Origin of the sequence: Bradyrhizobium viridifuturi (assembly GCF_001238275.1) — a bacterium.
Classification (GTDB): domain Bacteria; phylum Pseudomonadota; class Alphaproteobacteria; order Rhizobiales; family Xanthobacteraceae; genus Bradyrhizobium; species Bradyrhizobium viridifuturi.
Map to the genome: position 1 here is coordinate 1 of NZ_LGTB01000006.1, position 25,938 is coordinate 25,938.

The 25,938-nt window shown below is 64.7% G+C and carries 30 protein-coding genes and 1 pseudogene; 19 read left to right on the forward strand and 12 right to left on the reverse strand.

Annotated features, from left to right (window positions below; genetic code table 11):
* The 4 genes from ALC15_RS07085 to ALC15_RS07100 all read left to right on the forward strand — a co-directional run.
* On the forward strand, positions 1–304 hold a 304-nt coding region (locus tag ALC15_RS07085; protein WP_200914648.1), incomplete at its 5' end, for a chemotaxis protein CheW.
* Between the two features lie 63 nt (positions 305–367).
* The gene (locus ALC15_RS07090; RefSeq protein ID WP_021081912.1) at positions 368–733 is read left to right on the forward strand and encodes a response regulator; all 366 of its coding nucleotides are present in this window, start codon (positions 368–370) and stop codon (positions 731–733) included.
* A 75-nt stretch (positions 734–808) separates the two neighbouring features.
* Positions 809–1,975 carry a protein-glutamate methylesterase/protein-glutamine glutaminase gene (locus ALC15_RS07095; protein ID WP_050626623.1) on the forward strand — a complete coding sequence of 389 codons (1,167 nt, stop codon included), beginning with the start codon at positions 809–811 and terminating at the stop codon, positions 1,973–1,975.
* Positions 1,972–2,844, forward strand: coding sequence for a CheR family methyltransferase (locus ALC15_RS07100; RefSeq protein ID WP_050626624.1), 873 nt, complete (start codon positions 1,972–1,974; stop codon positions 2,842–2,844). Before ALC15_RS07095 ends, ALC15_RS07100 begins: the two co-directional genes overlap by 4 nt.
* 56 nt (positions 2,845–2,900) lie before the next feature.
* Here ALC15_RS07100 and ALC15_RS07105 read toward each other — a convergent pair whose 3' ends face one another.
* The 4 genes from ALC15_RS07105 to ALC15_RS07120 all read right to left on the reverse strand — a co-directional run bounded on the left by ALC15_RS07105 (position 2,901) and on the right by ALC15_RS07120 (position 5,253).
* Positions 2,901–4,058 carry a glutathionylspermidine synthase family protein gene (locus ALC15_RS07105; RefSeq protein WP_050626625.1) on the reverse strand — a complete coding sequence of 386 codons (1,158 nt, stop codon included), beginning with the start codon at positions 4,056–4,058 and terminating at the stop codon, positions 2,901–2,903.
* Between the two features lie 27 nt (positions 4,059–4,085).
* Entirely contained in the window at positions 4,086–4,307 is a 222-nt protein-coding gene (locus ALC15_RS07110; RefSeq protein WP_050626626.1) for a hypothetical protein, read from the reverse strand.
* 108 nt (positions 4,308–4,415) lie between these two features.
* Positions 4,416–4,832 (reverse strand): hypothetical protein, encoded by a 417-nt coding sequence (locus ALC15_RS07115; RefSeq protein ID WP_050626627.1) that lies wholly within the window; start codon positions 4,830–4,832, stop codon positions 4,416–4,418.
* Between the two features lie 16 nt (positions 4,833–4,848).
* The gene (locus ALC15_RS07120; RefSeq protein ID WP_050626628.1) at positions 4,849–5,253 is read right to left on the reverse strand and encodes a DUF350 domain-containing protein; all 405 of its coding nucleotides are present in this window, start codon (positions 5,251–5,253) and stop codon (positions 4,849–4,851) included.
* A 221-nt stretch (positions 5,254–5,474) separates the two neighbouring features.
* Here ALC15_RS07120 and ALC15_RS07125 point away from each other — a divergent pair, with 221 nt between their 5' ends.
* The 3 genes from ALC15_RS07125 to ALC15_RS07135 are packed head-to-tail and all read left to right on the forward strand — an operon-like array spanning position 5,475 to position 8,556.
* Positions 5,475–5,732 (forward strand): hypothetical protein, encoded by a 258-nt coding sequence (locus tag ALC15_RS07125; protein ID WP_128089462.1) that lies wholly within the window; start codon positions 5,475–5,477, stop codon positions 5,730–5,732.
* Positions 5,733–5,753: 21 nt separating this feature from the next.
* Entirely contained in the window at positions 5,754–6,941 is a 1,188-nt protein-coding gene (locus ALC15_RS44530) for a hypothetical protein (protein WP_050626630.1), read from the forward strand.
* A 10-nt stretch (positions 6,942–6,951) separates the two neighbouring features.
* Positions 6,952–8,556: a S53 family peptidase gene (locus ALC15_RS07135; protein WP_050626631.1), complete on the forward strand. Its 1,605-nt coding sequence runs from the start codon at positions 6,952–6,954 to the stop codon at positions 8,554–8,556.
* Between the two features lie 62 nt (positions 8,557–8,618).
* On the opposite strand, the gene ctrA is transcribed toward ALC15_RS07135, so the two are convergent.
* The gene (gene ctrA, locus ALC15_RS07140; protein ID WP_016848562.1) at positions 8,619–9,320 is read right to left on the reverse strand and encodes a response regulator transcription factor CtrA; all 702 of its coding nucleotides are present in this window, start codon (positions 9,318–9,320) and stop codon (positions 8,619–8,621) included.
* A gap of 367 nt (positions 9,321–9,687) precedes the next feature.
* On the opposite strand from ctrA, the gene fliI reads away from it, so the two are divergent.
* From fliI to ALC15_RS07160, 4 genes are all read left to right on the forward strand, one after another.
* A complete protein-coding gene (gene fliI, locus ALC15_RS07145; protein WP_050626632.1) occupies positions 9,688–11,013 on the forward strand; it encodes a flagellar protein export ATPase FliI in 1,326 nt (441 codons plus the stop codon).
* A 108-nt stretch (positions 11,014–11,121) separates the two neighbouring features.
* The gene (fliJ, locus tag ALC15_RS07150; RefSeq protein WP_021081901.1) at positions 11,122–11,541 is read left to right on the forward strand and encodes a flagellar export protein FliJ; all 420 of its coding nucleotides are present in this window, start codon (positions 11,122–11,124) and stop codon (positions 11,539–11,541) included.
* Between the two features lie 202 nt (positions 11,542–11,743).
* Positions 11,744–12,289, forward strand: coding sequence for a sigma-70 family RNA polymerase sigma factor (locus ALC15_RS07155; protein WP_050425319.1), 546 nt, complete (start codon positions 11,744–11,746; stop codon positions 12,287–12,289).
* A gap of 3 nt (positions 12,290–12,292) precedes the next feature.
* Positions 12,293–13,273: an anti-sigma factor gene (locus ALC15_RS07160; protein ID WP_050626751.1), complete on the forward strand. Its 981-nt coding sequence runs from the start codon at positions 12,293–12,295 to the stop codon at positions 13,271–13,273.
* 318 nt (positions 13,274–13,591) lie between these two features.
* Here ALC15_RS07160 and ALC15_RS07165 read toward each other — a convergent pair whose 3' ends face one another.
* The 4 genes from ALC15_RS07165 to ALC15_RS44065 all read right to left on the reverse strand — a co-directional run bounded on the left by ALC15_RS07165 (position 13,592) and on the right by ALC15_RS44065 (position 17,256).
* Complete coding sequence (locus ALC15_RS07165) at positions 13,592–13,792, reverse strand: hypothetical protein (protein WP_050626633.1); 201 nt, start codon at positions 13,790–13,792, stop codon at positions 13,592–13,594.
* Positions 13,793–14,213: 421 nt separating this feature from the next.
* The gene (gene flhA / locus ALC15_RS07170) at positions 14,214–16,346 is read right to left on the reverse strand and encodes a flagellar biosynthesis protein FlhA (RefSeq protein ID WP_050626634.1); all 2,133 of its coding nucleotides are present in this window, start codon (positions 16,344–16,346) and stop codon (positions 14,214–14,216) included.
* Between the two features lie 299 nt (positions 16,347–16,645).
* Positions 16,646–16,942: a hypothetical protein gene (locus ALC15_RS07175; protein ID WP_050626635.1), complete on the reverse strand. Its 297-nt coding sequence runs from the start codon at positions 16,940–16,942 to the stop codon at positions 16,646–16,648.
* Between the two features lie 104 nt (positions 16,943–17,046).
* Positions 17,047–17,256 carry a hypothetical protein gene (locus tag ALC15_RS44065; RefSeq protein ID WP_050626636.1) on the reverse strand — a complete coding sequence of 70 codons (210 nt, stop codon included), beginning with the start codon at positions 17,254–17,256 and terminating at the stop codon, positions 17,047–17,049.
* A 192-nt stretch (positions 17,257–17,448) separates the two neighbouring features.
* Between ALC15_RS44065 and ALC15_RS07185 the strand changes: the two genes are divergently transcribed.
* Both ALC15_RS07185 and ALC15_RS07190 read left to right on the forward strand, forming a co-directional pair.
* The gene (locus ALC15_RS07185; protein WP_244485977.1) at positions 17,449–17,958 is read left to right on the forward strand and encodes a hypothetical protein; all 510 of its coding nucleotides are present in this window, start codon (positions 17,449–17,451) and stop codon (positions 17,956–17,958) included.
* Positions 17,959–18,065: 107 nt separating this feature from the next.
* Entirely contained in the window at positions 18,066–19,301 is a 1,236-nt protein-coding gene (locus tag ALC15_RS07190; RefSeq protein WP_050626753.1) for an MFS transporter, read from the forward strand.
* A gap of 46 nt (positions 19,302–19,347) precedes the next feature.
* On the opposite strand, the gene ALC15_RS07195 is transcribed toward ALC15_RS07190, so the two are convergent.
* Complete coding sequence (locus tag ALC15_RS07195; protein ID WP_050626637.1) at positions 19,348–19,839, reverse strand: MarR family winged helix-turn-helix transcriptional regulator; 492 nt, start codon at positions 19,837–19,839, stop codon at positions 19,348–19,350.
* 314 nt (positions 19,840–20,153) lie between these two features.
* Between ALC15_RS07195 and ALC15_RS07200 the strand changes: the two are divergent.
* From ALC15_RS07200 to ALC15_RS44075, 5 genes and pseudogenes are all read left to right on the forward strand, one after another.
* Positions 20,154–21,712, forward strand: a pseudogene (locus ALC15_RS07200) (porin).
* A gap of 252 nt (positions 21,713–21,964) precedes the next feature.
* A complete protein-coding gene (locus ALC15_RS44070) occupies positions 21,965–22,126 on the forward strand; it encodes a hypothetical protein (protein WP_157860871.1) in 162 nt (53 codons plus the stop codon).
* Positions 22,127–22,628: 502 nt separating this feature from the next.
* Complete coding sequence (locus tag ALC15_RS41660; RefSeq protein WP_050626638.1) at positions 22,629–22,940, forward strand: hypothetical protein; 312 nt, start codon at positions 22,629–22,631, stop codon at positions 22,938–22,940.
* A gap of 23 nt (positions 22,941–22,963) precedes the next feature.
* Positions 22,964–23,509 carry a dienelactone hydrolase family protein gene (locus tag ALC15_RS41665; protein ID WP_128089463.1) on the forward strand — a complete coding sequence of 182 codons (546 nt, stop codon included), beginning with the start codon at positions 22,964–22,966 and terminating at the stop codon, positions 23,507–23,509.
* Positions 23,506–23,679 carry a hypothetical protein gene (locus tag ALC15_RS44075; RefSeq protein WP_157860872.1) on the forward strand — a complete coding sequence of 58 codons (174 nt, stop codon included), beginning with the start codon at positions 23,506–23,508 and terminating at the stop codon, positions 23,677–23,679. The genes ALC15_RS41665 and ALC15_RS44075 overlap by 4 nt, the downstream gene beginning before the upstream one ends.
* Positions 23,680–23,708: 29 nt before the next feature.
* On the opposite strand, the gene ALC15_RS07215 is transcribed toward ALC15_RS44075, so the two are convergent.
* The gene (locus ALC15_RS07215) at positions 23,709–24,113 is read right to left on the reverse strand and encodes a DUF4864 domain-containing protein (RefSeq protein ID WP_050626754.1); all 405 of its coding nucleotides are present in this window, start codon (positions 24,111–24,113) and stop codon (positions 23,709–23,711) included.
* A gap of 15 nt (positions 24,114–24,128) precedes the next feature.
* Between ALC15_RS07215 and ALC15_RS43190 the strand changes: the two genes are divergently transcribed.
* A complete protein-coding gene (locus tag ALC15_RS43190; RefSeq protein WP_128089464.1) occupies positions 24,129–24,356 on the forward strand; it encodes a hypothetical protein in 228 nt (75 codons plus the stop codon).
* A gap of 24 nt (positions 24,357–24,380) precedes the next feature.
* On the opposite strand, the gene ALC15_RS07220 is transcribed toward ALC15_RS43190, so the two are convergent.
* Complete coding sequence (locus ALC15_RS07220; protein ID WP_050626640.1) at positions 24,381–25,904, reverse strand: lysozyme inhibitor LprI family protein; 1,524 nt, start codon at positions 25,902–25,904, stop codon at positions 24,381–24,383.
* Positions 25,905–25,938 lie beyond the last annotated feature (34 nt).

The window sequence follows — 25,938 nt, forward strand, 5'->3', positions numbered from 1 at the left end:
CCTGCGCGGCCGCATCGTCACCGTGGTCGACATGCGCGCCCGGCTCGGGCTGCCGAAGGCCGACGACGGCAGGCCGCCGATGGCGGTCGGGGTCGACCAGCGCGGCGAATCCTATGGCCTCCTGATCGACCAGATCGGCGAGGTGCTGCGGCTGCCCGACGACAGCCGCGAGGACAACCCGGTCAATCTCGATCCCCGCATGGCCAAGCTCGCCGGCGGCGTCCACCGCCTCGACGGCCAGCTCATGGTCGTCCTCGACATCGATCGTGTGCTCGAACTGGTGCCTGATGCCAAAGCGGCCTGAGACGGGCCGCTGGAATTGAAGAACTGAAACATCCCACCGGGGATGAGGAAGTAGAGGTCGCAGATGAGAACCTGTCTTGTTGTCGATGACTCAAGCGTCATTCGCAAGGTCGCCCGCCGTATCCTGGAAGGGCTCGATTTCACGATCGTCGAGGCCGAGGACGGCGCGAAAGCGCTCGAGGCCTGCAAGCGCGCGATGCCGGAAGCCGTGCTGCTCGACTGGAACATGCCGGTCATGGACGGCTACGAATTTCTCGGCAATCTCCGCCGCATGCCCGGCGGCGATCAGCCCAAGGTCGTGTTCTGCACCACCGAGAATGACGTCGCGCATATCGCACGCGCGCTGCATGCCGGTGCCAACGAGTACATCATGAAGCCGTTCGACCGGGACATCGTCACCGCGAAGTTCCAGGAAGTCGGGCTGATCTAAGTCTACGTTCGATCCGGCGGCAGAAGCCTTCGGCTCAACGGTTGTTGTGCGTCGTGTTGCGTCGCTGGTGAAGTCATGAGTGTTGCGTTGACAAGTACTGCGGTTCCGACATCGACCCGTTCCGACAAGGTGCGGGTGATGGTGGTCGACGATTCCGTGGTGATCCGTGGGATGATCTCGCGCTGGATCGGCGCCGAATCCGACATGGAGGTCGTCGCCTCGCTGCGCACCGGCCTCGACGCCGTCAACCAGCTCGAGCGCATCAATCCCGACGTCGCGGTGCTTGATATCGAGATGCCCGACCTTGACGGCATCTCGGCGCTGCCGCAGCTGCTGGCGAAGAAGCGCGATCTCGTCGTCATCATGGCCTCCACGCTGACCCGCCGCAACGCGGAGATCAGCCTGAAGGCGCTCTCGCTCGGTGCGTCCGACTACATTCCGAAGCCGGAGAGCACGCGAGAGGCGACCGCCGCCGAAACCTTCCGCCACGACCTGATCCAGAAGATCCGTCACCTCGGCGCCAAGGCGCGGCGCAGCGTGGTACACACCACGGCAAGCCCGCCGCTCGCGCCCGCTCACGACAGAGCGCGTGCACCGGCTCCCGCCGCTGCGCCCGCAGCGCCGGCCCAGATCGCACGCCGTTCGTTCGGTCTGCTGCAGCCGAAGGTGCTGCTGATCGGCTCTTCCACCGGCGGGCCGCAGGCGCTGATGACATTGGTCGCAGAGATCGGCCCTGTGATCGATCGCGTCCCGGTGCTGATCACCCAGCACATGCCGCCGACCTTCACCACCATTCTCGCCGAGCATCTGGCGCGCACCAGCAAGCGGCCGGCGCATGAGGGGATCGACGGCGAGAGCATCAAGCCGGGCCAGATCTATCTGGCACCCGGTGCGCGCCATATGCGCATCGTCCGCCACGGCATCGACGCCACCATCGCGCTCGACGACGGGCCGCCGGTCAATTTCTGCAAGCCCGCGGTGGACCCGATGTTCACCTCCGCGATCGATATCTGGCAGGGCAGCATCATGTCGGTGATCCTGACCGGCATGGGCTCCGACGGCATGCGCGGCGGCAAGGACATCGTCGCCGCCGGCGGCAGCGTGATCGCCCAGGACGAAGCCACCAGCGTGGTGTGGGGCATGCCCGGTGCTGCGGTCAATGCCGGGATCTGCGCCGCCGTGCTGCCGCTCAATCAGATCGCACCGAAGCTTGTTCGCGTGTTTGCCGGAGACCGTTCGTGACGCCGCTGGACTACGAGTATCTGCGCAAGCTGCTGAAGGAACGCTCCGGGCTCGATCTGTCGAGCGACAAGCAATATCTCGTCGAGAGCCGCCTGCTGCCTTTGGCACGCAGATCGAACCTTGCCGGGATTGCCGAACTCGTGCTGCGGATGAAGGGCGGCGCCGAGAAGCTGACGTCGGAAGTGGTCGAAGCGATGACCACCAACGAGACCTTCTTCTTCCGCGACAAGGTCCCGTTCGATCATCTGAAGGACGCGGTGCTGCCGGCGCTGGCACAGGCGCGCGCGGCGCGCCGCAGCCTGCGGATCTGGTGCGCGGCATCGTCGACCGGGCAGGAGCCGTATTCGATCGCGATGCTGCTGAAGGAGATGACCGCGCTGTTCGCTGGCTGGCGCATCGAGATCATCGCCACCGACCTGTCGCAGGCGGTGCTGGAGAAGTCCAAGGCCGGCCTGTTCAGTCAGTTCGAGGTGCAGCGCGGCCTGCCGATCCAGCTGCTGGTGAAGTACTTCACGCAGCAGGGCGAGCTCTGGCAGCTCAACGCCGACATTCGCGGCATGGTGCAGCACCGCCAGCTCAATCTGCTGCAGGACATCTCGCATCTCGGCACCTTTGACGCGATCTTCTGCCGCAACGTGCTGATCTATTTCGATCAGCAGACCAAGGCGGGCATCTTCGGCAAGATCTCCCGGATGCTGGAGCCCGACGGCGTGCTGGCGCTCGGCGCAGCGGAATCAGTGGTCGGCATCACCAACCTGTTCAGGCCCTATCCCGACCGCCGCGGGCTCTACCAGCCCAGCACCGCTCCGGTCGCACGCGCCGGCGCCGCGTTGCATGTGCTGAAGGCGGTTGCGTCTGCTGCGCGATGAGCGCGCGTCTCCTGCGTTAGGAGGCCGAGGACTCTTTCCACGTCATTGCTTCGCTTCTACAAAATCGCGTGCGGCAGGAAGCGCGAGGTGTTGCCGGTGATCGGATTTTCGTCTTCGCGGATCGAAAGCCCGCAGGGCGTGTGGTCGACCAGCCAGCTTCCGAGTACCGGATACTGCCCGGAAAAATTCGGCAGCGGCACCAGCGCCTGGCGGATGAAGCCTTCGGCGCCGTAGGGGCCTTGCTCGGCGACCAGCGTGACGCCACCGCTGACCAGTTCGACGTTGGCGCCTTCGCGCGAATAGATCGGCTTGCGCACGAAGGAGGTGCCGAGCTGCGCGGCCTGCGGGTCGTCGTCGAACCAGGCCGGCAGCAAATTGGGGTGGTTTGGGAACAGCTCCCACAACAGCGGCAGGATGCCCTTGTTGGACAGGATCGCCTTCCATGGCGGCTCGATCCATTGCGTCGGCGCGGTCGCGAGGTTCTTGCCGAACGTGTCGTGAAACATCCACTCCCACGGATAGAGCTTGAAGGCGAGCGCGATCGGGCTTTCGTCGAGATCGACGAACTGGCCGTCGTCACGCAGCCCAATCTCCTCGATATCGAGCAGCGTCGTCTCCAGCCCGGCTTGCGCCGCGGTGTCCTCGAGATAGGCAAGCGTGCCGGCGTCCTCGGCATTGCCGGTCAGTCCGGTGAGGTGCAGCGGACGGTTGGCGCCGATCGTCTTCCAGGCCTCGATCAGCCGCTCGTGGATCGAGTTGAACTGGTCGGCACGCTTCGGGATGATGTTGCGCGCGATCGCCTGTTCTAGCCAGGTCCACTGAAACACCGCCGCTTCGAAGATCGAGGTCGGCGTGTCGGCATTGTATTCGAGCAGCTTGGCCGCGCTGCTGCCGTCGAAGGTGAGGTCGAGCCGGCCGTAGAGGCTTGGATCCTTGCGGCGCCAGCTCGCCGCGATCAGGTCCCAGAACGCTTCCGGAATCTTGAGCCGGCGCAGATAGCGCTCATCCCTGACCGCGCGTCCGGCGAGCTCGAGGCACATTGCATCGATCTCGCCGGTCGGCGCCTCGATCGAACGCTCGATCTCGTCGAGCGTGAAGGCGTAGTAGGCGCGCTCGTCCCAGTAGCGTTCGCCGTCGATGGTGTGGAAGGTGAAGCCGGCGCTCTCGGCGGTGGCCTGCCAATCGTCGCGCTCGGGACATGCGATGCGTTGCATGAAGGGGACCGTGATCTCAGTTTGGTGTCAGCCGCCACCATGCGAGGGATGCCCGAAATGGGCGAAGCCGCGCGGCGCGCCGCCGAAGCCGCCGGAGGGGTACACTGACACTTGCTCCGGGTCTCGCTTCGTTTTGTGTCCGGCATGGTGGTGGCGACTGCGGGCGTGACCTTGTGTCAGGCCGATCGACGCTGCACCGATCGCGACGCTGCCCATCATTTTCAGCCAGACCCGGCGCGAGCGTTTCATCGACGCAATCCCTGCCTTCTGCTCTGCCGTTTGCTGAGCCGCGCCGAGCTTCCATCAGCTCCGAGCGGCGGGCAAGTGAAAGCACGTGACGACACGCCAAAGTGCTCATCAGCCGCCGCCGAAACCGAATGCATGTGCGAACGAGCCGAAACCGCCGCGGCTCACCGATGAGCTTGATGTCGAGCTCGACGAGGATGAGGAGCCGCCGGACGAGGAGCTGCCACTGTAGAAGCTGCTGCGCGACGAGCCGCCGCCGCTGCCGCCCGATCCGGACGACGAACTGCGCTGCGTGCAATCCGCGCCGGGTTGCGGGACGGCCGGCGCGGTGACGCCCGGGGGTGTCGGCGGGATCGGCTGGCAATTCTGCCGCGGCATCAGTGCGTATGCGCCGCCGCCGACCGCGAGCGTGCCCATCATCAGCAGCGCGACATGGTTGGAGCGCTTGGAAGGCGGATCCGGCCGCGGCGGCACCGCCGGCACGACCGGGCGCCGCTTGCCGAATTCCGGGTTGGGTTTGCGCGCCATGGTTTGGCTCAATGGCTCAGTAGATCATGCAGGCAGCGTTCAGCGCGCCTGCGGCCAGCGACGACAGCCCGAGCCAGATCGCCGCCGCCATTTCGCCGGAGGCGATCCGCGCCGACAGGTTCGGCACCGGAATCTTCACGATGTAGTAGACGATGATCTGCACGATCAGCGCGATGATGCTCCAGATCATGCAGTCGATCACATTGGCGGAGTGGGCGATGGCGCTGACCACCGGCAGCACGAAGCCGAGCAGGCTGAGGCCGAGCGCAATCGCCGCCGCCGAATCGTTGTCGCGGATCAGCTGGAATTCGTCATGCGGCGTGACGCGCGTGTAGACGAAGAGGTAGGCGACCACGGCGATCAGCGCCGTGCAGAAATAGACCAGGAACGCCGGCAGGCCGGCGAGGGATTGCAGGATCATGTGATGCGCCCGAACAGCCCTAGATGGTCATCCTATAGCTGATTGGTCGCAGTTCGCGAAGCTCCGGTTCGATCCCGCCACCGGCTTGTGCACCGGTGCGCGTGGACGGCAGCCGGAAATTGCTGCGCGGCGATGTGAGCGGCTTCACAGCGGCTCCTGTGATGGTCGTCTATACGATATGCAACCAGAAGTGAATGTCGCGAATGGGCTCGGTGATCCCGATGACGACCAGTTTTGGCAACGACATCCTGCCGATGTTTCGACCAGGCGACATCGCCTGCATGGCGCCAAAGGGCGTTCGGCTCGGCGACGCCGACTGGATGGGCGACCCGGCCGGCAATGACGACTTTGCCGATCACGCCAACGCACGCCGCGTCTTCGCCGCGCTGTCGTCCGGCTTCATGCCGCCCGGTCACCGATGGTCGCGGGACTCGCTCGATCTCTATGCGAGCTGGATGGGGGACGGATTCCAACCTTGAACCCCGATGTGGAGAGCAAAGATGCGAAGGTCGATCGACACGCTGCTCGTCTGTGTTCTGTTTGCGCTTCCCGCCGTTCCGGCCGCGGCGCAGTCGCCGCCGAATCCCGCGATGACCGCGCCGGATCAGGTCGCCTGGCAGCTCTTCATCCAGGCCAATACCCGCGCCGGCGGCAGCAATTCGACGTTCGAGACCTGGGCGAGCGATACCGACCTGTTCCAGCCCAATCCGCAGTTTCCGGCGGCCGCGACGCCGCCGTCGCTGCGTCCGCCGATCCTGCCGCAGGTGGCGCGGGAGGGCGTGCAGCAGAGCGGCGGATTGCTGCCGGCGCTGCCGCCGGGCGCCGCGCAGGGGCAGATGGAGGAGACCCGTCACAACAAGGCGACATTCGACTTCATCGTTCAGAACAACCTCTACAAGCTGTCGGGCGTGAAGGCCGCATTCGGCAAGACGCTGTCGTTCCCGGCCGATTCCATCGAGGTGAAGGGAAACTGGGTGCCGGTCAGCGACATCCCGCAATTCACCAACAACAAAGTGACGGTGGCCCAAGCGCCGCAGCTCTATCACGTCAACAGCGCGGCCGGCGTGCAGTACGCCCTGGTCTCGATGCATGTGATCAGCAAGCAGGTGCCGAACTGGACCTGGGCGACGTTCGAGCACCGCTTCAATCCGGGCCGCTGCGACATCATCGGCTGCCGCGATAGTTTCGGCGCGCAGACCGCGTTCGTGCCGTCGAACCGGATCGCGGGCCAGGGCTATCCGGATTGCGTGAAGACGCCCGCACTGGCGGCGATGCTGTCGAGCGCCGACATCGATCCCGTCTACAGCAATTACTGCCTGAAGGGATCGCAGGTCGATTTCGTCGACAATGTCGGGCTCGACATCAGGGTCGGCAACTCCGTCACCGAGGACGGCTTCGTCGCGACGTCGTCCTGCATCACCTGCCACGGCCGCGCGGCCTTCAAGGCGGACGGCACGCCCGCATCGCAGGCGGGATTCATCTCGTTTGGTCCGAATGGTCCGGTCGCGCCGCTCGGGCCGCTGCTGCCCGAATGGTACTGGAAGTTCGCAAGCCAGCCGCCGATCTTCGAGGGCAAGCCGGGCCTCACGCGGATTGCGACTGCGGCGGACTTCGTCTGGTCGATCCCTTTCTGCGCCTATGACGATACGCAAAATCCGGTGCAGCCGACGCCATGCACCGGGAAGTGAGGCCGCAGTGATGGCCGGCTCACGCGAGCGCAGGGTTCCGCTTCCCGGCAGCAACCGCGCCGCGCCTGATGGCGCGACGCTGGTCGGCGATGTCGATCCGGACGAGCGGATTTCCATCGTGGTCTATGTGAAGCGGCGCACGCCCGACAAGTTTGCGCCGGGCAGCGCCGGTGATCTGGCTAGGCTCGCGGGGCCGGTCACGCGGCACCAGCTCGCGACGCAGCGCCATCGCAGCCATGCCCGCGCCGCCGCGCGGATCGCACGATTGGCGGCGGAGCGCGGATTTAATGTCGTCGCCACCGATCTTGTCGCCCGCACCGTCGTGCTTGAAGGCACGGTTAGGCAGATGGCCGAGACCTTCGGCGCAACGCTTCGCATCTATCGTGACGGGCAGCGCGAATTTCGTGCGCGGGTCGGCGGCCTGACGGTGCCGGCCGAGATCGCGCCATGGACCCGCGCTATCCTCGGCTTCGATCAGCGCCCGCTCCGGACCAGGACGCCGCTGGTGCAGGCCCGGGCTGATACAGCCACGGCCGACGATACGGGGAGCGACAGCGGGTTGTGGCCGACCGAGATCGCGGCCCGCTACGGCATTCCGCTCGATCGCGACGTGTCGTCGATCTGCGTCGGCATCATCGCGCTCGGCGGCGGCTATCTCGCGAGCGATCTTGCGATGGCGCTGACCGGCATGAACCGCGAGCCGCCGGTCGTCGTCAATGTGCCGCAGACCGGCAACGACAGCGGTCTCGGCAGCAACGATGTCGCCGACCAGGAGCTCGCGCTCGACCTCCAGGTGCTCGCCGGCCTGCTGCCGAAGAGCAAGATCGTGGTCTACTTTGCCGAGAACTCCGCCGCCGGTCTCACCGATGCGATCCATCAGGCGGTGTTCGATGAGGAGCATGCGCCGCAGGTGATCTCGGTCAGCTGGGGCAGTGCCGAGAAATTCTGGACCGCGCCGGGTCGCGATGCGATGCAGGCGGTGCTCGCCGATGCCGCGCGGCTGCGGGTCAGCGTGCTGTTCGCCTCTGGCGATCAGCTTGCAACCAGTGGCCTGACCGACGGCAAGGTCCATGTCTGGTTTCCGGCCTCGAGCCCCTATGCGACGAGCTGCGGCGGCACGCAGCCGGGGCTTGCCGCGGGTAATGGGTCGGCCGGAGCTGAGGCGGTCTGGAACGCCGGCGCGATCGGCACCGGCGGCGGCATCAGCGATGCGTTTCCCGTCCCCGACTATCAGTCGCATCTGACGCTGCCGAAGTCGCAGAACGACGGCGCGATCCGGCGCGGCGTGCCGGACGTCGCCTGCGCTGCCGCGGCAAGCCCGGGCTATCGCATCATTGTCAACGGGCAGGCGATGGCGATGAGCGGGACCAGCGCCGCAACCCCGCTATGGGCCGCCCTGGTCGCGATTGCGATCGCCGCGCGCGGAGAGCAGATCGGCTTCCTCAATGCGGCGCTCTACGCCAACCCCGGCGCCTTCCGCGCGGTCGAGCAGGGCAACAACCGCGTCGGCGGCAAGGGCTACGATGCCGGCCTTGGCTGGAGCGCGTGCACCGGGCTCGGCGTTCCCAGGGGCGCGGATGTTCTCGCCGCCCTGGCCGCGGTCCCGGTGGCGTAGCTTTCCAAAAACAAAAACCCCGCCATTTGCGGCGGGGTTGAGGAGGTTTGCTGTAGAAAGCGTCAGGCGGGAATGCGCTCGTCGGCCTCGTGCGGCTCGCGCAGCACGTAGCCGCGGCCCCACACGGTCTCGATGAAGTTGCGGCCCTCGGAGGCGTTGGCGAGTTTCTTGCGGAGCTTGCAGATGAAGACGTCGATGATCTTCAGCTCCGGCTCATCCATGCCGCCGTAGAGGTGATTGAGGAACATTTCCTTGGTGAGCGTGGTGCCCTTGCGGAGCGAGAGCAGCTCCAGCATCTGGTATTCCTTGCCGGTCAGGTGCACGCGCTGGCCGCCGACCTCGACCGTCTTGGTGTCCAGATTGACCACGAGATCGCCGGTCTGGATGACCGACTGGGCGTGACCCTTGGAGCGGCGGACGATCGCGTGGATGCGGGCGACCAGCTCGTCCTTGTGGAAGGGTTTGGTCATGTAGTCGTCGGCGCCGACGCCGAGACCCTTGACCTTGTCCTCGATGCCGGCGAGGCCGGAGAGGATCAGAATGGGAGTCTTGATCTTCGACACCCGGAGCTGCTTGAGCACGTCGTAGCCGGACATGTCGGGCAGGTTGAGGTCGAGCAGGATGATGTCGTAGTCGTAAAGCTTGCCGAGATCGACGCCTTCTTCACCGAGATCCGTCGTGTAGACGTTGAAACTCTCGGATTTGAGCATCAATTCGATCGACTGCGCGACGGCGCTATCATCTTCAATCAGCAAAACGCGCATGCCAGTCCCCTATAGTCGCCGCTCCGGGCGTCAGGTCGGCCGCACTTGCGGCACTCACAAAACGCCTTTGAACAACTGATTCGGATCCTGACGAGATATGGTTAACAAAAACTGATTCCTCGACGCAAGCTCTAACCGTGCAATTTTTGTCGAATCGCCCTAAGATATTGCGTAGAAGAAGCTTTTCCTAACCGCGCTCGTTCAGTTTCCACATTAAGAGACGGGCCTAACCGACTCTCGCGACTCGCCCTTCTTCTGATGGGCAAGCGACCTCAGTCACCAAAGACAGTGACGCAATGATTAATGATGCGGGTAAACACGAAGTTAAGCGGCTGGAGCAAAATCGCGGAAACTTAAGGTTTTCGCAATGAAGGCCCTCGCGGAGCAGATCGGCGACATCGACGGCGTCAATATTTATGGCCGTGTCGTCGGCGTCCGCGGGCTGATGGTCGAGATCGCGGGGCCGATTCACGCGATGTCGGTCGGCGCCCGCATCGTGATCGACGTCGGCGCCGGCCGCTTCATCCCGGCCGAGGTGATCGGCTTCTCCGGCGAAAACGCGGTGGTGATGCCGTTCGGCGGGCTCGAGGGTGTCAGGCGCGGCTGCCGCGCCATGATCGCCAATGCGGCGAGCCAGGTGCGGCCGTCGCCGGCCTGGCTCGGCCGCGTCGTCAATGCGATGGGCGAACCGATCGACGGCAAGGGCCCGCTGGTGCAGGGCGCCTCGCCGATGTCCTACCGCAACTCGCCGCCGCCGGCGCATTCGCGCAAGCGGGTCGGGCCGCCGCTCGACCTCGGCGTCCGCGGGCTTAATACTTTCCTGACCTGCTGCCGCGGCCAGCGGCTCGGCATCTTCGCCGGAAGCGGCGTCGGCAAGTCGGTGCTGCTGTCGATGCTGGCCCGCAACGTCGATGCCGCGATCTCGGTGATCGGGCTGATCGGCGAACGCGGCCGCGAGGTGCAGGAATTCCTCCAGGAGGATCTCGGCGAGGACGGCCTGGCGCGCTCGGTGGTGGTGGTCGCGACCTCGGACGAGCCGGCGCTGATGCGGCGCCAGGCGGCGTACCTCACGCTGGCCATCGCGGAGTATTTCCGCGACGAGGACCAGGACGTGCTTTGCCTGATGGACTCGGTGACGCGCTTTGCGATGGCGCAGCGCGAGATCGGGCTTTCCGCGGGCGAGCCGCCGACCGCCAAGGGCTACACGCCGACCGTGTTCACGGAATTGCCGAAGCTCCTGGAGCGCGCAGGGCCGGGCACCGGCGCCGGCACCATCACCGCAATCTTCACCGTGCTGGTCGACGGTGACGATCACAACGAGCCGATCGCCGACGCGGTGCGCGGCATCCTCGACGGTCACATCGTGATGCAGCGGGCGATCGCCGAGCGTGGCCGCTATCCCGCCGTCAACATCCTCAAGTCGGTCTCGCGTACCATGCCGAAGTCGGCCGATCCCAATTTCCTGCCCTTCATCAACAAGGCGCGGCAGGTGATGGCGACCTATGCCGACATGGAGGAACTGATCCGGCTCGGTGCCTACCGGCCGGGTTCCAGCCCCGAGGTCGACGAGGCGATCCGGCTGCACGAGCCGCTGGAAAGCTTCCTGCGCCAGGCCAAGGACGAGGCGACCAGTCTCGGCGACGGCTACCGGCAACTGGCTCAAATCCTGTCGGGTTTGGAAACGGAACGCTAACTTTGTCAGGCCATCATCCCCGGCACACCATAGCTATGCCGGCGGGGCCCAGCGGGGAGCCGGCTCTGTCCCGCGTTCGGATTTGGGACTTCTGGGGAGTATGAGTCGATGAAGTCACGTGAAACGCTGATCCGCCTGAAGAAATTTCAGGTCGATGAAAAGCGCCGTCGGGTTACCCAGATCGAGGGCATGATCGCCGACTTCCAGCGCATGTCCGTCGAGCTCGAGCGCGAGATCCAGACCGAGCAGGAGCGCGCCGGGATCAACGATCCCTCGCACTTCGCCTATCCCACCTATGCCAAGGCCGCGATCCAGCGCCGCGAGAACCTGACCCGCTCGGCCGACGAGCTGCGTGCCCAGCTCGACGACGCCAAGGCGCTGCTGTCGGAAGCCTTCGAGGAGCTGAAGAAGGTCGAACTGCTCGACGAGCGTGACCAGGCGCGCGAACGCGCGGAGGAGAGCGCCCGCGAGCAAGCCGACATGGATTCGATCGGCCTGATGCGGGCCCGTCTCGGCGTCATCGCCTGATCCCTCGCTCTCTCCGCTGACCATCTTGCGAGCCCGGGCCGATCGCCCGGGCTTTTTGCTGGGCGCTGTCCACAAGCCGGCCACCGGGCAGGGGACTTGGCGGATGGTGGTGTCCCAAAATATGCTACCACCGATCCGGACCGGATGATCGGCAGCGCGGTGGCAATGGGGCAATGGGGGATGCAGGCTTGGAGGGCGCTGAATGCTGACGCCGGCTGAGCTGGTCTGGCTGATCGCCGCCGTCGCCAAAGGGGATGAGGCCGCCTTTGAGCGGCTGTACGCCGCGACCCGCGCGAAACTCTTTGGCGTGGTGCTCCGTATCTTGCGGCGACAGGACCTCGCCGAGGAGGTCATCCAGGAGGCTTACGTCAAGATCTGGAACAGCGCCGGGCAGTTCAACCCAGCCCTGTCTTCCCCGATCACGTGGATGACGTCGATCGCGCGCAACCGCGCGATCGATGTGGTGCGCAAGCGAGGCGAGTCCTCGCTGGAAGAGGAGCCGGCCGCGATGGAAGTCGCCGCCGACCAGCCCGATCCGCTGGCGCGACGGGAGATGACGGAAGAGTTGAAGCGGTTGCTCGAGTGCGTCGGTCGACTGGAGCCCGATCGTCAGAAGCTCGTGCTGCTCGCCTATTACAACGGCTGGAGCCGCGAGCAGCTCGCCGCAAAGTTCGAGACACCGGTGAACACGGTGAAGACCTGGCTGCGCCGCAGCCTGATGGATATCCGGGAGTGTCTTGGACTCTGATTGATGGCCTATAGCGAAGACCATATCGCGCTCGCCGCGGAACATGCGCTCGGTACGCTCGATGCCGACGAGCGCACGCAGGTCGAGACCATGATGGCCGTGGACAGCGAGTTCGCCGCGCTGGTGCAGGCCTGGGAATTCAGGCTCGGGCCGCTGAACCAGATGGTCGGCCTGGTCGAGCCGCGTCCGGTGGTCTGGGAGAACATCAAGGCGGCGATCGGCCATGCCACCGCGCCGCAGCCGCCGCTGGCGCTGCCCGAGACGCCGGCCGCGACGGTAACGCCGCCACCGCCGACGCAGATCGCAGACGATGTCGAATTCGGCTCGGCGTTCGATCCGGAGCCTTCGCAGCAACCCGGGATCCAGCAGCCGGCCGAAGTCCGGCGGCCGTCGGTCCGACCGCGCTTTGGCGACGACAGCAATGTGGTCGCGTTGACCAGCCGCGTGAAGCGCTGGCGCGGCATCGCGTCGGCCGCGACCGCGATCGCGGCTGCGCTGCTGGTGACGCTCGGCCTGCAGATCTATCGGCCCGATGCCTTGCCGAACGCGATCCGGCCGAAGCCGCGCATTCAGACCGTGGAAGTGAAGACGCCGGCGCCGGCCTTCACGCCGTCGGCGCAATATGTCGCGCTGCTGCAAGGCCAGAATGGCGGGCCGGCCTTCATCATGACGATCGACGGCGCAACCAAGAACTTCACCGTGCGCAAGGTCGGTGCCGCCTCGGAGCCCGGCAAGAGCTTCGAGCTCTGGCTGATCTCCGACAAGCTGCCGCAGCCGCGCTCGCTCGGCGTGATCGGCGCCGATGACTTCACCGCGCGTCCGGTGCTGTCGGGCTACGATCCCGACGTGATCAACGGCGCCACCTATGCGGTGACCGTCGAACAGGCCGGCGGTTCGCCGAACGGCCAGCCGACCTCGGCGCCGATCTTCACCGGCAAGCTGATCGAGACCGTGCCGCCTGCGTCAGGTTCGGCGCCGCGATAGGCCGGGCGCCTCGTCGTCGGAGACTGTCGGAAGCTGTAAACCCCGTCATTGCGAGGAGCCGAGCGACGAAGCAATCCACGCTTCCGCAGATGCGGAGACATGGATTGCTTCGCGGAGCCCGTCATCGGGCGCGCATTTTGCGCGACCCGTTGGCTCGCAATGACGTGGAGAGAGCCATACCCGCCGCACAAAAAAGAAAACGCCCGTGGGGAGCGGGCGTTTTCGATAGTCAACTTGGGGGTAGTTGGGGGTCTTAAATATCCACGCAGCGACTTTGGGGGCTGTAAAGAGCTACGTGAATTCCGTGAAACTCTCCTGTTAGCGGACGAGCGAGTTGTTCGTGCTGGTGATCGCGACCGGCTTGCCGGCCTTCATGATACGCGCAGTCTGGGTGTAACCCTCGTCCGACGAATTGTGTGCCGAGATGCCGAAACCAGCGACCAGGATACCGGCGACCAAGGCCACGACCACAATCTTCAGGTGCGTCGTACGATCAGCGCTGTAGATCGAGTGGTTCATGGAAGTCTCCTGCCGCCTTCCTGCTCTCTGTCAATTTGTCGGTTCGGTCTGTTGCCCGGTTCAACGTCTCGTGCCTCGCTAACGTAGGATTTGCCGATTCCGTTCCCCAGAGGGCATCACAAGGGCGTGATGAGACGTGATCGGTCGCGATCAAAGATGACCCTTTGGTAATCTGAAATGCATTAAATCAATGTAATATCAGTGCCTTGGGTCGACGCTGGAATGCTGCATCCCAGATGGGGCCGTTTCGGCCTGTTCCACATAAATCAGTTGCCTGTGGCGAGAAAACACAGACCAAAACGCGAGTGATTTGCGGCCGCTAGAGCGTTTTCGAACGAAGCGGACGCGCCCGGTTGGCGTGAAGGAACCGCGTCAGGCAACAACCCAGAGCTTCGGTTCCGCCTCGGTCAGGACCGAAGCCCTAGACGCTGCCGACCGTCTTCAGGCGGGCGCGCGGATGGATTTCGGCCTGCGACAAGACAGTGGTCTGCGAGCGGAACCGCTCCACCAGCGAGCGAACGAACGGCCGGATCGCGGCCGACGTCACCAGCACCGGCGCCTCGCCTTCGCGCGCCGCCTGTTCGAAGGCGTTGCGCACGGCGGTCATGAATTCCGAGAGCTTCGAGGGCTGCATCGCGAGGCTCCGGTCGTCGCCGGTGCCGACGATCGACTCGGCAAATGCCTGCTCCCAGCGCGCCGACAGTGCGATCAGCGGCAGGTAGCCGTTCGGCGATGTGTTCTGGGCGCAGATCTGCCGGGCGAGCCGGGCGCGGACGTGCTCGACCATGGTTGCCGGATTGCGCGAGAACGCCAACGCGTCGGCGATGCCCTCGAGGATGGTCGAGAGATCGCGGATCGAGATGCGCTCGGCGAGCAGCAATTGCAGCACGCGCTGGATGCCCGACACCGTGACCTGGCTCGGCACGATGTCCTTGATCAGCTCGCCCTGCTCCTTCGGCAGATCCTTCAACAGCTTCTGCACCTCGCCGTAGGACAGCAGATCCGACATGTTGGTCTTGAGCAGTTCGGTCAGGTGCGTCGACAGCACCGTGGCGGCGTCGACCACGGTGTAGCCCTTAAGCGCGGCCTCTTCCTTCAGGCCGGCATCGACCCAGGTCGCGGGCAGGCCGAAGGTCGGCTCGATGGTATGGATGCCGGGCAATTGCACCTGGTTGCCGGCGGGGTCCATGACCATGAACTGGGCCGGCCAGATCTTGCCGCTGCCGGCGTCGACTTCCTTGATCTTGATGGCGTAGCTGTTGGCCTCGAGCTGGACGTTGTCGAGGATGCGCACTGCCGGCATCACGAAACCCATCTCGATCGCGAGCGAGCGGCGCAGCGCCTTGATCTGCTCGGTGAGGCGGTCGGTGCCGTCAGGACCGTTGACCAGCGGCAGCAGCGCGTAGCCGAGCTCGATCTTGAGGTCGTCGATCTTCAGCGCGGCGGCGATCGGCTCTTCCGCAGCGGCAGCGGCGGCGGCCGCGGCTGCAGCGGGGGCTGCGGCTGCCGCGGTTTCGGCCGCCTTCGCCGCCCGCTTCTGCTTGCGCGCGTTCCAGGCCAGCATCGCGGCGCCGGAGCCCAGCGCCAGGAAGGGCAGGGTCGGAATGCCCGGCAGTAGCCCGAGCACCAGCATGACGCCGGCCGACATGCCGAGCGCCTGCGGATAGCCGGAGAGCTGGCGCATCAGCGCCTTGTCGGCGGCGCCGGTGATGCCGGCCTTGGAGACGAGCAGGCCGGCGGCGGTCGAGACGATCAGCGCCGGCACCTGGGTGACGAGGCCGTCGCCGACGGTCAGCACGGTGTAGGTGCGGGCGGCTTCGCTGAACGAGAGGCCCTGCTGGGCGACGCCGATGATGATGCCGCCGACGATGTTGATGCCGACGATCAGGAGGCCGGCGATGGCGTCGCCGCGGACGAATTTCGAGGCACCGTCCATCGCGCCGAAGAAGCCGCTCTCGTCTTCCAGCGCCTTGCGTCGCTCTTTGGCGGCCTTCTCGTCGATCAGGCCGGCGGAGAGGTCGGCGTCGATCGCCATCTGCTTGCCGGGCATCGAGTCCAACTGGAAGCGTGCCGCGACTTCGGCGATACGGCCCGAACCCTTGGTGATGACCACGAAGTTCACGATCACCAGGATCGCGAACACGATGATGCCGATCACGAAGTTGCCGCCCATCACGAAGTTGCCGAAGGCCTCGATGACGTGGCCGGCGGCCGCCGTGCCCTCATGGCCGTGGCTCAGGATCAGCCGGGTCGAGGCCATGTTCAGCGACAGCCGCAGCATGGTCGAGATCAGGAGGATGGTCGGAAACGACGAGAATTCCAGCGGCGCCTGGATGAACAACGAGGTCATCAGGATCAGGATCGAGACCGTGATCGAGACCGCCAGGAAGAGGTCGAGCACGATCGAGGGCAGCGGCAGGATCAGCACCACCAGGATGGTGAGGACGCCGACCGCCAGCGCGATATCACCGCGCTTTAGGATGTCGCCGATCTCGCCGAGGCTCGGCAATCCGCTCTTGCCTGCCGTGCCCTGACCCGCCGTGACGTCGACCATGGTAGCCGCTCTCCCCCGCGACTGGCGGCCGCGGCCGCCAAGCGTCTGCGCGACGGCCGCAGGGCCGCCGTTCCGAAAGTGAGGCACCGCGCTGGCGTTCACGGGGATCTCCGCCCGTTAGACGCGTTCGACGACACTCGACTTCACTCGGCAATTCTTGCCGGGTGTATGGTTAGCAAAGGGTTAATATTTGCTCCCTAAAGGGCTGCGCCTGGTGTCACAGGCGCTCGGGCAGGGCATTTCGGCCGGAAAGGGCGGGGCGGACCGTCCGGCTGTTCCGGGGACGGGGGGCGTGGCCCCTATCTCAACATGCCGAGCACGGCGCCCGATGCGGCGATGAGGCCGAGCGTGATGACGCTGGCGCGCCACAGCAATTGCCGCCGGGCGGCGCGCCGGTCGTGGAACGCCAGCCAGTCATGGACAAAGCCTGCAGGGATGTCGAACACCACCGCCGACTCGCCGCGATAGTGCGTCTCATGCTCGCAATACATCGTCCGGACCGTCGGCACGCCCAGCCGTTCGAGCTCGCAATGCCACTCCCAGGCATGCTCGCCGTTGGTCCAACGATTCTCGAAAGGGATCACGTGTGATTCCATGACGAGCCTCCTGGCCCACCCTTGAACCTCACGCGGCAAATCTAGCGCAATATGCGGACCCGCGCGAGATCGGCGGCGGCCGTCTCAGGCCGGTCAAGGCGGCGTCAGTTGGCCGACGTCATCCAATTGCGCCAATGTGTCGGCTGGATGTCGAGGTGCCTGCTGCCGGCATGGTCGACCCACTCAGCGCCGTCCCGGTGGCACGGGAACATCAGCGCATGGACCATGCCGTCATAGTCGAGGATGCAGACCTCGAGCTCCCGGTCCGACGGTGCTGACGCAACGGGTAACCACTCTGCTGACGACGAATGCATGGTGAGCCTCCGACAGTGTGCGCTTCGATCCTCATACGCTGCGAGCTGCGCGCCATCCGGCGGGATGATAGGTCCGGTTGGCGAGCCGCCAGTGTGAACCGGCTCGCATTGTATCAGATTTCCTCGTCAGCATGGATCACGGTTCGGCGGACGATATTCCCGCGTTCGCCGGGAGCCTGCCGGAAGTTGAACTTGCCGGGCCCGGCGTTCGACCAACTGCGACGTGAACCCTCTTGGTCAGAGATGACAGAACCGATGCGCTGCACCATTGGCGTGATTGACGGATATGCGTTCGTGTGGCGCGGCCTGGTCGCAGCCATTTCCATTTGCGCTGCAACCGCCGCGACCGCCAAGCCGCCGGGCGCCGACGCCGTGATGATCCGCATGATCGCTTGCGAAGGTGAGGACGTCCGGATGGAGGTCTATCTGCCGCTATCGGTCGATCGCCACATGCGGGGCGGGCAATCGGTGATCGGCTACTACGCGCTCGACCTGACGGCTGTGAACAAGGGCAAGCCGCTCGAGCCGGTGCGTGTCACCCTGAGCACCGACGAGAAGATCGTGACCGTCGACCAATACCTTCGGGGCCTGCCGCCGACCCGCATTCCGGTCGCCGGTGGCACCGTCGACTTCGACCAGCGGTTCGCCACGCACGCGAAGTGCGGCCCGTTCCAGTCGCAGGATCCGAACTTCGGCAATTGACCCGGCGACTTCCCGTCGCGGCAAGCGCGTCCCCTTGCTGCTGCATGCCTAATCTCTCGGCAATGTGGCTTGACCTTGAGGCAATTGCCGACGAAGTTCCGCGTGCCGTGGTAATTTCTTCTGAATATTCCCCCGAAGCCGCAACGTTCATTCCCGACTCGCGCCGGGCATGGCTGCGCCTTGTCGTGGCCGTGGTGATCGGCTCGCTCGGCAGCGTCGGCATGTGGTCGGTCGTGGTGGCGTTGCCGATGGTGCAGACCGATTTCGGCGCGACCCGCGGAACGGCCTCGCTCGCCTTCACGATGGTGATGCTCGGCTTCGGCCTCGGCCAGGTCGTGACCGGCAAGATCAGCGACCGCTACGGAATCGTCGCGGCAATCGGTGCCGGGATCGGCATTCTCGGCCTCGGCTATATCGGTGCCGGCTACGCGCCGTCGATCCTGGCCTTCATCCTGCTGCATTTTGCGATCGGCCTGTCGTCGGCGGCGACCTTCGGCCCGTTGATGGCGGAGGCCTCGCACTGGTTCGAGCGCTACCGCGGCCTTGCGGTCGCGATCGCCGCGAGCGGCAATTATGTCGGCGGCACGGTGTGGCCGCCGCTGGTCAATTTCGGCATGCAGAGTATCGGCTGGCGCACCACCCATATCGCGATCGGCGTCTTCACCGCGGTCGCGATGGCGCTGGCGCTCGTGGTGCTGCGGTTGTTGATGGGGGCGGCGACGCGGCGCAGCCATGTCAACGCGGCGCCGCCGCGGGTCGACCTCAGGCTCTCCACCAACGCGCTGACCGCGATCCTGTCGCTGGCGTCGATCTCCTGCTGCGTGGCGATGTCGATGCCGCAGGTCCACATCGTCGCCTATTGCGGCGATCTCGGCTACGGCGTGGCGCGCGGCGCCGAGATGCTGTCGCTGATGCTCGGCTTCGGCATCATCAGCCGGATCGGCTCCGGATTCCTCGCCGACAGGATCGGCGGCATCCGCACGCTCTTGATCGGCTCGATCGCGCAGGGCTCGGCGCTGCTGTTCTATCTGTTCTTCGACAGCCTGACCTCGCTTTACGTCATCTCGGCGATGTTCGGCCTGTTCCAGGGCGGCATCGTGCCGAGCTATGCCATCATCGTGCGCGACGCGATGCCGGCGTCCGAGGCTGCGACCAGGATCGGCATCGTGATCTTCGCCTCGGTGTTCGGCATGTCGTTTGGCGGCTGGATCTCGGGCGTGATCTTCGACGCCACCGGTTCCTATACCGCGGCCTTCGCCAATGGCCTCGCCTGGAACCTGCTCAACGTCAGCATCATCCTGCTGCTTCTGCTGCGGTCGCGGCAGCGGCTCGCGATGGCATGATCCGGAAAAGTGCGAAGCGGTTTTCCGAGGAGATGTCGACGGCTACCTAGAGGTCGACCGAGATTCTCGCGATCGCCTTTTCGAGGCGGTTCTTGATCGAATCCATCTTGCCGGTCAGTTGCTGCAACTCGCGCAGATCGAGGTCGGCATAGACGAACTCGTTCAACTCCCGGCGTTGCGCGGACAGGTTCGCCATCTGCTTCTTGGCATGCTCGGTCAGCGACAGGTTCACGACGCGGGCATCCTCGGTCGAGCTCTTGCGGCGCACGAGGTTCTTCTTTTCGAGCAGCTTCGACTGCGTCACCACGAATGACTGATCGACGCGCAGCGCCCTCGAAACCGCGCCGACGGGCAGGCCGACGCTGCGGTCCTCGGCATTCGCCAGCACCGTCATGATCATCCATTGCGGGCCGGTGATTCCGATCATCTTGGCCCAGATGCCGCGCAACTCGTCCAGGCGGACGCTGGTCGACACGATCTCCCAAGCCAATCGCTCAGCCGCGTCCTGCAGTTTGTCGGTCGATTTGCGCTCGGTCATGACCTACCTTAACAAAAATTCATCTTCACGGATATCGAGCAATCTTTGAAGCGGGCGCCGGACGAAAATGTTCGTGCGGGCGTTGCCTGAATGACACAAGGGTGCGCAAAGATAGAATGACTAACTAATATAAGTTGAATATGTGACCTTCCAATTGCATTGTTCCGCATCGTAGATGGGGGGCATCCACCATCTCACGCCTGCAGTGGCCGAGTTGACCACGAGCATCTTGAAAATGGCTGCGCGGCAGCGGTTTTCGGGAGGGGAACGTTTGTCGCTTTGCCAGCAGTGCAAGGCATCACTTGGAGGATAGCATGAAGATAGTTAAGGGCCTTTTGTTGGGCTCGGCGGCAGCTCTCGCCGCGAGCAGTGGAGCCATGGCGGCCGACCTTCCGGTCAAGGCCAAGGCAGTGGAGTACGTGAAGGTCTGCTCGCTCTATGGTCCGGGCTTCTACTTTATTCCGGGCACCGACACCTGCATCAAGCTGGGCGGCTACCTGCGTATGGACGTTCTGGCGAACACCAACTCGGATCACACCGGCAACTACGCTGGCGCCGGTGGTGCACAGAACCGCTTCACCAACGGCTATACCTGGCGCTCGCGTGAAGACCTCAACGTCGACACCCGCACTGCGACCGAATACGGCGTGGTTCGCACCTTCTTCGATGCGACCTTCAGCTGGACCTCGGACAGCTATGGCGCGGGCGCCGCGGCAGGCTCGACGGTCTACTCGCCGATCGGAACGTCCGCTGCTCCGAACAACGCCAGCTCGGGCGGTGTCGCCGCCGGCACGGTCGGCGTCTATTACGCCTTCGTCCAGTTCGCCGGCTTCACCATGGGTAAGGCGGTCTCGCAGTTCTCGGCGCCGTGGGCCAACTATCCCGGCAACAACTTCGACGGTCTCGTCGGCGGCGGCGGCACGATCACCGGTGTCAACCAGTTCACCTACACCGCGCAGTTCGGCAACGGCGTGTCGCTGGCGTTGTCGGCCCAGGATCAATCGGCCTACTATCAGGCCGGTGTGCAGAATCTCGGTGTGCTGGGTACCGGTGCTCTCGGTCCCTACGGCGCGAGCGACTATGCCGGCACGATTGCTCCGGACCTCGTCGCGATGCTGCGCGTCGACCAGGCCTGGGGTCTGTTCCAGGCGTCGTTCGCGGCGCATGACAACCACGCGCCTACTACGGCGGCACTGAGTTGACCGGTCATCCGGACGACAAGTGGGGCTGGGCTGGTCAGTTGGCCTTGTCGATCAAGAACATTCCGACCGGACCTGGCGACACCATCAACTTGCAGGGCGTCTACACCAACGGTGCGACGCGCTACAACATCCAGGATCTCTCGGGTGCCGGTGCGTTCACCTACTTCGGCAACACCAGCGTTCCCGGTGCCTATCAGAGCATCGGCTTCGGCATCGCGCCGGACAGCGTGTTCGTCTCCGGCGGTCAGCAGCAGTTGATCACGACGTACGGCGTGCGCGGTGCGTACGTCCACAACTGGAACCCCTATTGGAACACCAGCGTCTATGGTGCGTGGGCCCAGGTCAACTACAACGGCACCGCCAAGAGCTACATCTGCGGCCCGGGCGGGACTGGCGTGGGCGGATCGTTCGGCGTCCTGATCGGCGCCACCTCGAACCTGACCTCGTGCAACCCCGACTACAGCATTGCTCAGATCGGCACGCAGACCCAGTGGACTCCGGTGAAGAACCTGACCTTCTCGGCTGACTTCACCTACACCCATCTGGATCAGAACTACGCTGGCACGATCACCTACCCGGGTAGCGCTGCGATCGGCAAGCCGGCCGCTGTCTACTCGCTCAGCAACCAGGATACCTACATGCTGCTGCTCCGCGCGCAGCGCAACTGGTAAAGCCCGGTTGATCCGGACTTGATCACGACCCAAAGCCTCGACAGGAAACTGTCGAGGCTTTGATTTTGAAAGAAGAGCGCATTGTATGATTTACTAACATTAGTCTATCATGTACAAACTTGGTGTCGGTTGCTCTGCCGACCATGACGAGGAGATATCAAACTTCTTCATGAACTAGCCTCCAGAACCTCCGGCAATGCCCTGCCGGAGGTTTTTCATTTGAAGGCGATAGGATCGCGCGCAGACTCGCCCGTGCTGATGCAGCTCAACATCAATGACGTCGGGCTCGATTGCATGGACGATGAAGAGTTCTCGATCTTTCGCGATCTCGTCGATCGCTGCATCAACTCCAGCGATCGGGCGCAGGCGATGCAGGACTACCCGGTTAGGGACGGCGACAGTGCAGTCGTTTAGCGGTGCGTGGATATGCCAGCGCGTTCGCGGTCAGCTCTGCGCGGTCACGACCGAGTGAGCGGCGGCGCGCCGGTTCTCGCGATCCCGTGAGCAGGCTTGCACGGCGGCAGGTTCGCAAGCGGAACATTACCGAGCATCTGCTCGGCAACGATTGCTGCAGCAACGTTCGGCCCTCAGGCATAAGCGCAACGCATTCCTGCGCCGCCATATCAACATTTGCCGCCGTCGAATTACTTCAATTATATGATACGAGATTGGAATATTTTCTTGGGAGAGCTGGGTGATTGGCGTGTGCGATTTCGACGCCAACGTCGCGCGGCTACCGAAGCGGCGGCTCGTCGACAACAACAAGCGGACTCGTCCCGATAACGCATACCGGCAGCGGAGCCGGGTGCGAACGAGTTGACGAAACATGCATGACCACTGTGGGGCGCGCGGTGCCTCGTCAAGCAGCGTCGAGTTCGATGACAAGGGCTGGCCTGCCTGGCCGGATCGAGAGGATTTGTCGGCGGAGTTCGTCAAGCTGCTGGCCGCAGCACAGGAAGGCGGTTCGACGGTCTCCGAATGCTGGTTGACCTTGAGCAGGATCAACCTCGCTTCGGAAAGCTCGTGGTCCGAGCAGTGGATCAAGACCGCGGAACTGAACGAGGCGCGCGCCGAGCATTCGTTGCTGAACAACAATCTGGTCACCGCCCGTCGCAATTGGCTTCGGGCCACGACCTACTTTCACGCCGCCGCTAGGCCTCCCGGATATGCCAACGATTTGCTGACACGTGCGTCGACGGCATGCGGCGATGCGCAACCAGCTTTTTGAAGACCCGGGTTCCGGCGGGCCAGGTGCTCTCGATTCCGTGGACCGAAGACCTGTCGCTGCAGGCCTACTATCTGCCGTCGGCGTTTCGCGACGATGGGCCGGTCATCGTCTGCATCGGCGAGCCTGGTTCGTACAAGGAAGAGTTGATCACCAAATACGCCGGTCATGCGAACGAGCGCGGCTTCTCGCTGCTCGCCGTGGACCTGCTGGGAACGCAGGCGGCCTTGTCACCGGAACGGCTCGAGGGCCACAGATTCGAAGCCGCCATGAGCCGCGTGCTGGACTTTCTTTCCGAGAAGCCCGGCGTCGACAGCACGCGGATCGCCATCGTGGCGGACGCGTGCAATTCCTCGCTGGTCGCCCGTGCGGCGGCCAGCGACGCCCGGTTTGCCGCAGCGGTTTGCGATGCCGGAATTTGGGACTCGCACGAGAGAAGCTTCTTCTATCGGCAAGCAGGCGACAACGAGCAGACCGGATGGCTCGAGGAAGCCAACGCGATCTCGCGAAGCATCGAATGCCCGCTGCTGGTCACCGCGGGCGAAGCAGGCTGCTTCTTCCGGGCGCCTTGACCGAATTCGGCAACCAGTTGGGCAACATTCATCGCGACGCCAGCTTGATCCTGTTCCGGCGCGCCGAAACCGCCGCCATGCAAGGACATATCGATAATCCGACCCTGGCCAACGAAGTCATCTTCGACTGGCTCGAAGATCGGCTGCGCTTGAGGAAGGGCCTGTCCTGAAGCGACCATTGCGCGGCCGATCGTGGCGATCACACCGCTTGACCGGCCTTCAGCAATGAGCAGCCGGTGATCTTCAGGCTGCCGTCGGCCTGCCGCTCCAGCGTGTAGAGCGCCTCCCACGCCTCGCCATTGGCGTCAACGATGTGAACGCGCTGCGCGATCCGGTCGCCTTCGCTGCGCGCCTCGCCGAACTCGAAGCTCTTGTGGCGATAGACCGGCGCGTACTGGCTCTGCACCATCGACATGAAGATCTCGGCCTGCGGAAAGAGCTGCCGGATCGCGGGCGCCGCATAGGAATAGGCGCTAGCTGCGTCGTCGCGGCCGAACGCCTGCTCCTGGGCGCGGATCACGTCCTGCGCGGCGCTGACGTCGTCGGCAGCGGCAGGCGAGGCGAGGGCGAACAGGATGGCGGCAATGAGGGCGATCGCGCGCATGGAATGCTTCCTTCGATGGTTGAGCATACGCAAAAGAATCGCCGCGGTTTCATGCCCAGACGATTTCGGTCAAAATTGATCTGCCGCAAGGCTCCTTCCGGCCGGCGCATTAGCGTTTGTTCGTCAAGCTTGGAGGAGCACCAGAACTTTGATACCATTCTCGTCGTCATTGCCGTGACCATGATGTTCGCGACGGTCGCATTCGTGATCGCCTATGGCGACCGGCAGACCCGCAACTTGTGACGGCGCAGCCGTCAGGCCGCGCGGTTACCGGATCGAGCCCTTGAAATTATCGATGTCGGGCGAGGGGCGGGCCGGAAACAGCCGCGCGGGCGAGGAGTTGTCGAGCCGGCGCTTGCACTTGGCCTCATCGGCGCCGTCGTCGGTGCCGTCCTTCCCGTCGCGCTTCTTGGCAAAGACATCGTCGAGCCGGTTGACGATCAGCATCGCATGGTCGCGCTCGAGCGTGTCGGGATTCTTGCGCCGCTCGTCGGAGCGGAACGTGCCGCCTGCCATCTTGCCGGTCATCTCGTAGTCGCAGCCGGCCTTCCAGTCGCCCTGGTCCCATTTCCACCCCTTGGCCGTCACGGCGCCGTTGCCGTCGGCGGTGACCTTGATGACGGCGTTGTAGGCGAGCCAGATGCCGGCCAGCCCGCTGCGCTTGTCGTCAAAGCCTTCGAGCAGCGCCAGGCGTTCGCGCTGCAAGCCATTGACGTGATCGCGTGCATCGACCGTGAAGTGGACCTGTGAGCTCTGCTTGTTCCAGGCCGGATGCAGGAACTCCGGATACTGCTCGGTCTGGCTCTTCACCCAATTGCGCTGGTCGTCGATCAGAGCGCGCCGGGTCGCCTCGTCGAGCCGCGGCTGCAATGCCTTCCAGGCGCGGTTCAGCCGCTGGTCGTTGGCGGCGAGATCAGGATCGGCGCAGATTTCCTCGTCGGTCGCGGTCTCAGGTTTCGTGCAGTCGAAGGTCGGCGCGGCGAACGCGGTGTCGGACTTGTCGGATGCCACGTCCTTGCCGGCGGCAAAGTAGCTGCCGGTGACCTGCCACATCGACGAACAGTCGTTGAGCCCGTCCCAGTCCTCGTCATCGATGGTCCCGACGATCCGCAAGGTCTCGCCCTGGCGGCGGAGCTTCAACGACGGCGGCTTTGCGGGAGTGGCGGCTGCGTCGGCCTTGGTCTTGTCGGCCGGCCGGTCCCTCTCGATCACCACCGGCCCGGAGAGCCAGCCGCCCGCGGGCTTCAGGTCGGCGGTCAGCTTGCAGGTTCGCCTGCGCTCGCCGCCATAGTCGCCGCGCAGATCGGCGGCGAGGCGATAGGCGCCGCCGTCGGCCGGCGTCAGCGTGATGCTGCCGAAGGCGTTGACCCAGCTGCCGGCGATGCCGGGCCGGCCGGATGCGATTGCCTCGAGCGCGGCCGCGCGGCGCCGCAACGTCTCGGCAAATTTCTGCTTCAGCTCGTCGGCGTCGGCATCGGCCAGCACCTCGGCGGCGTCGATGATCATCTCGTTGAACCAGGCCTGGTCGCGCTTCAGCAGCGGCTTGACGTTCGCCGGCATCTTCGCGAGCGCCGTGTCGAACGCCTTGTCGATCTGCGCCACCAGCCTGTCGGTACCGGCCTTCCTGCAGTCGGCGGTCTTGATCCGGTCATCACTGGTATCGCCGCAGAGTGTGATCGCGGTCGGCGCGCTGCTCGATGCGCGCAGGTAGTCGTCCATCGCAAATGCCGTGGTCGGGGGCAGGGCGGAAGCGGCGACGGCGAATGCAATGAGGCGAGGGAGGGCGGACATGATTTGCGGCGCCTGGCAATGGGAACGAGCACAC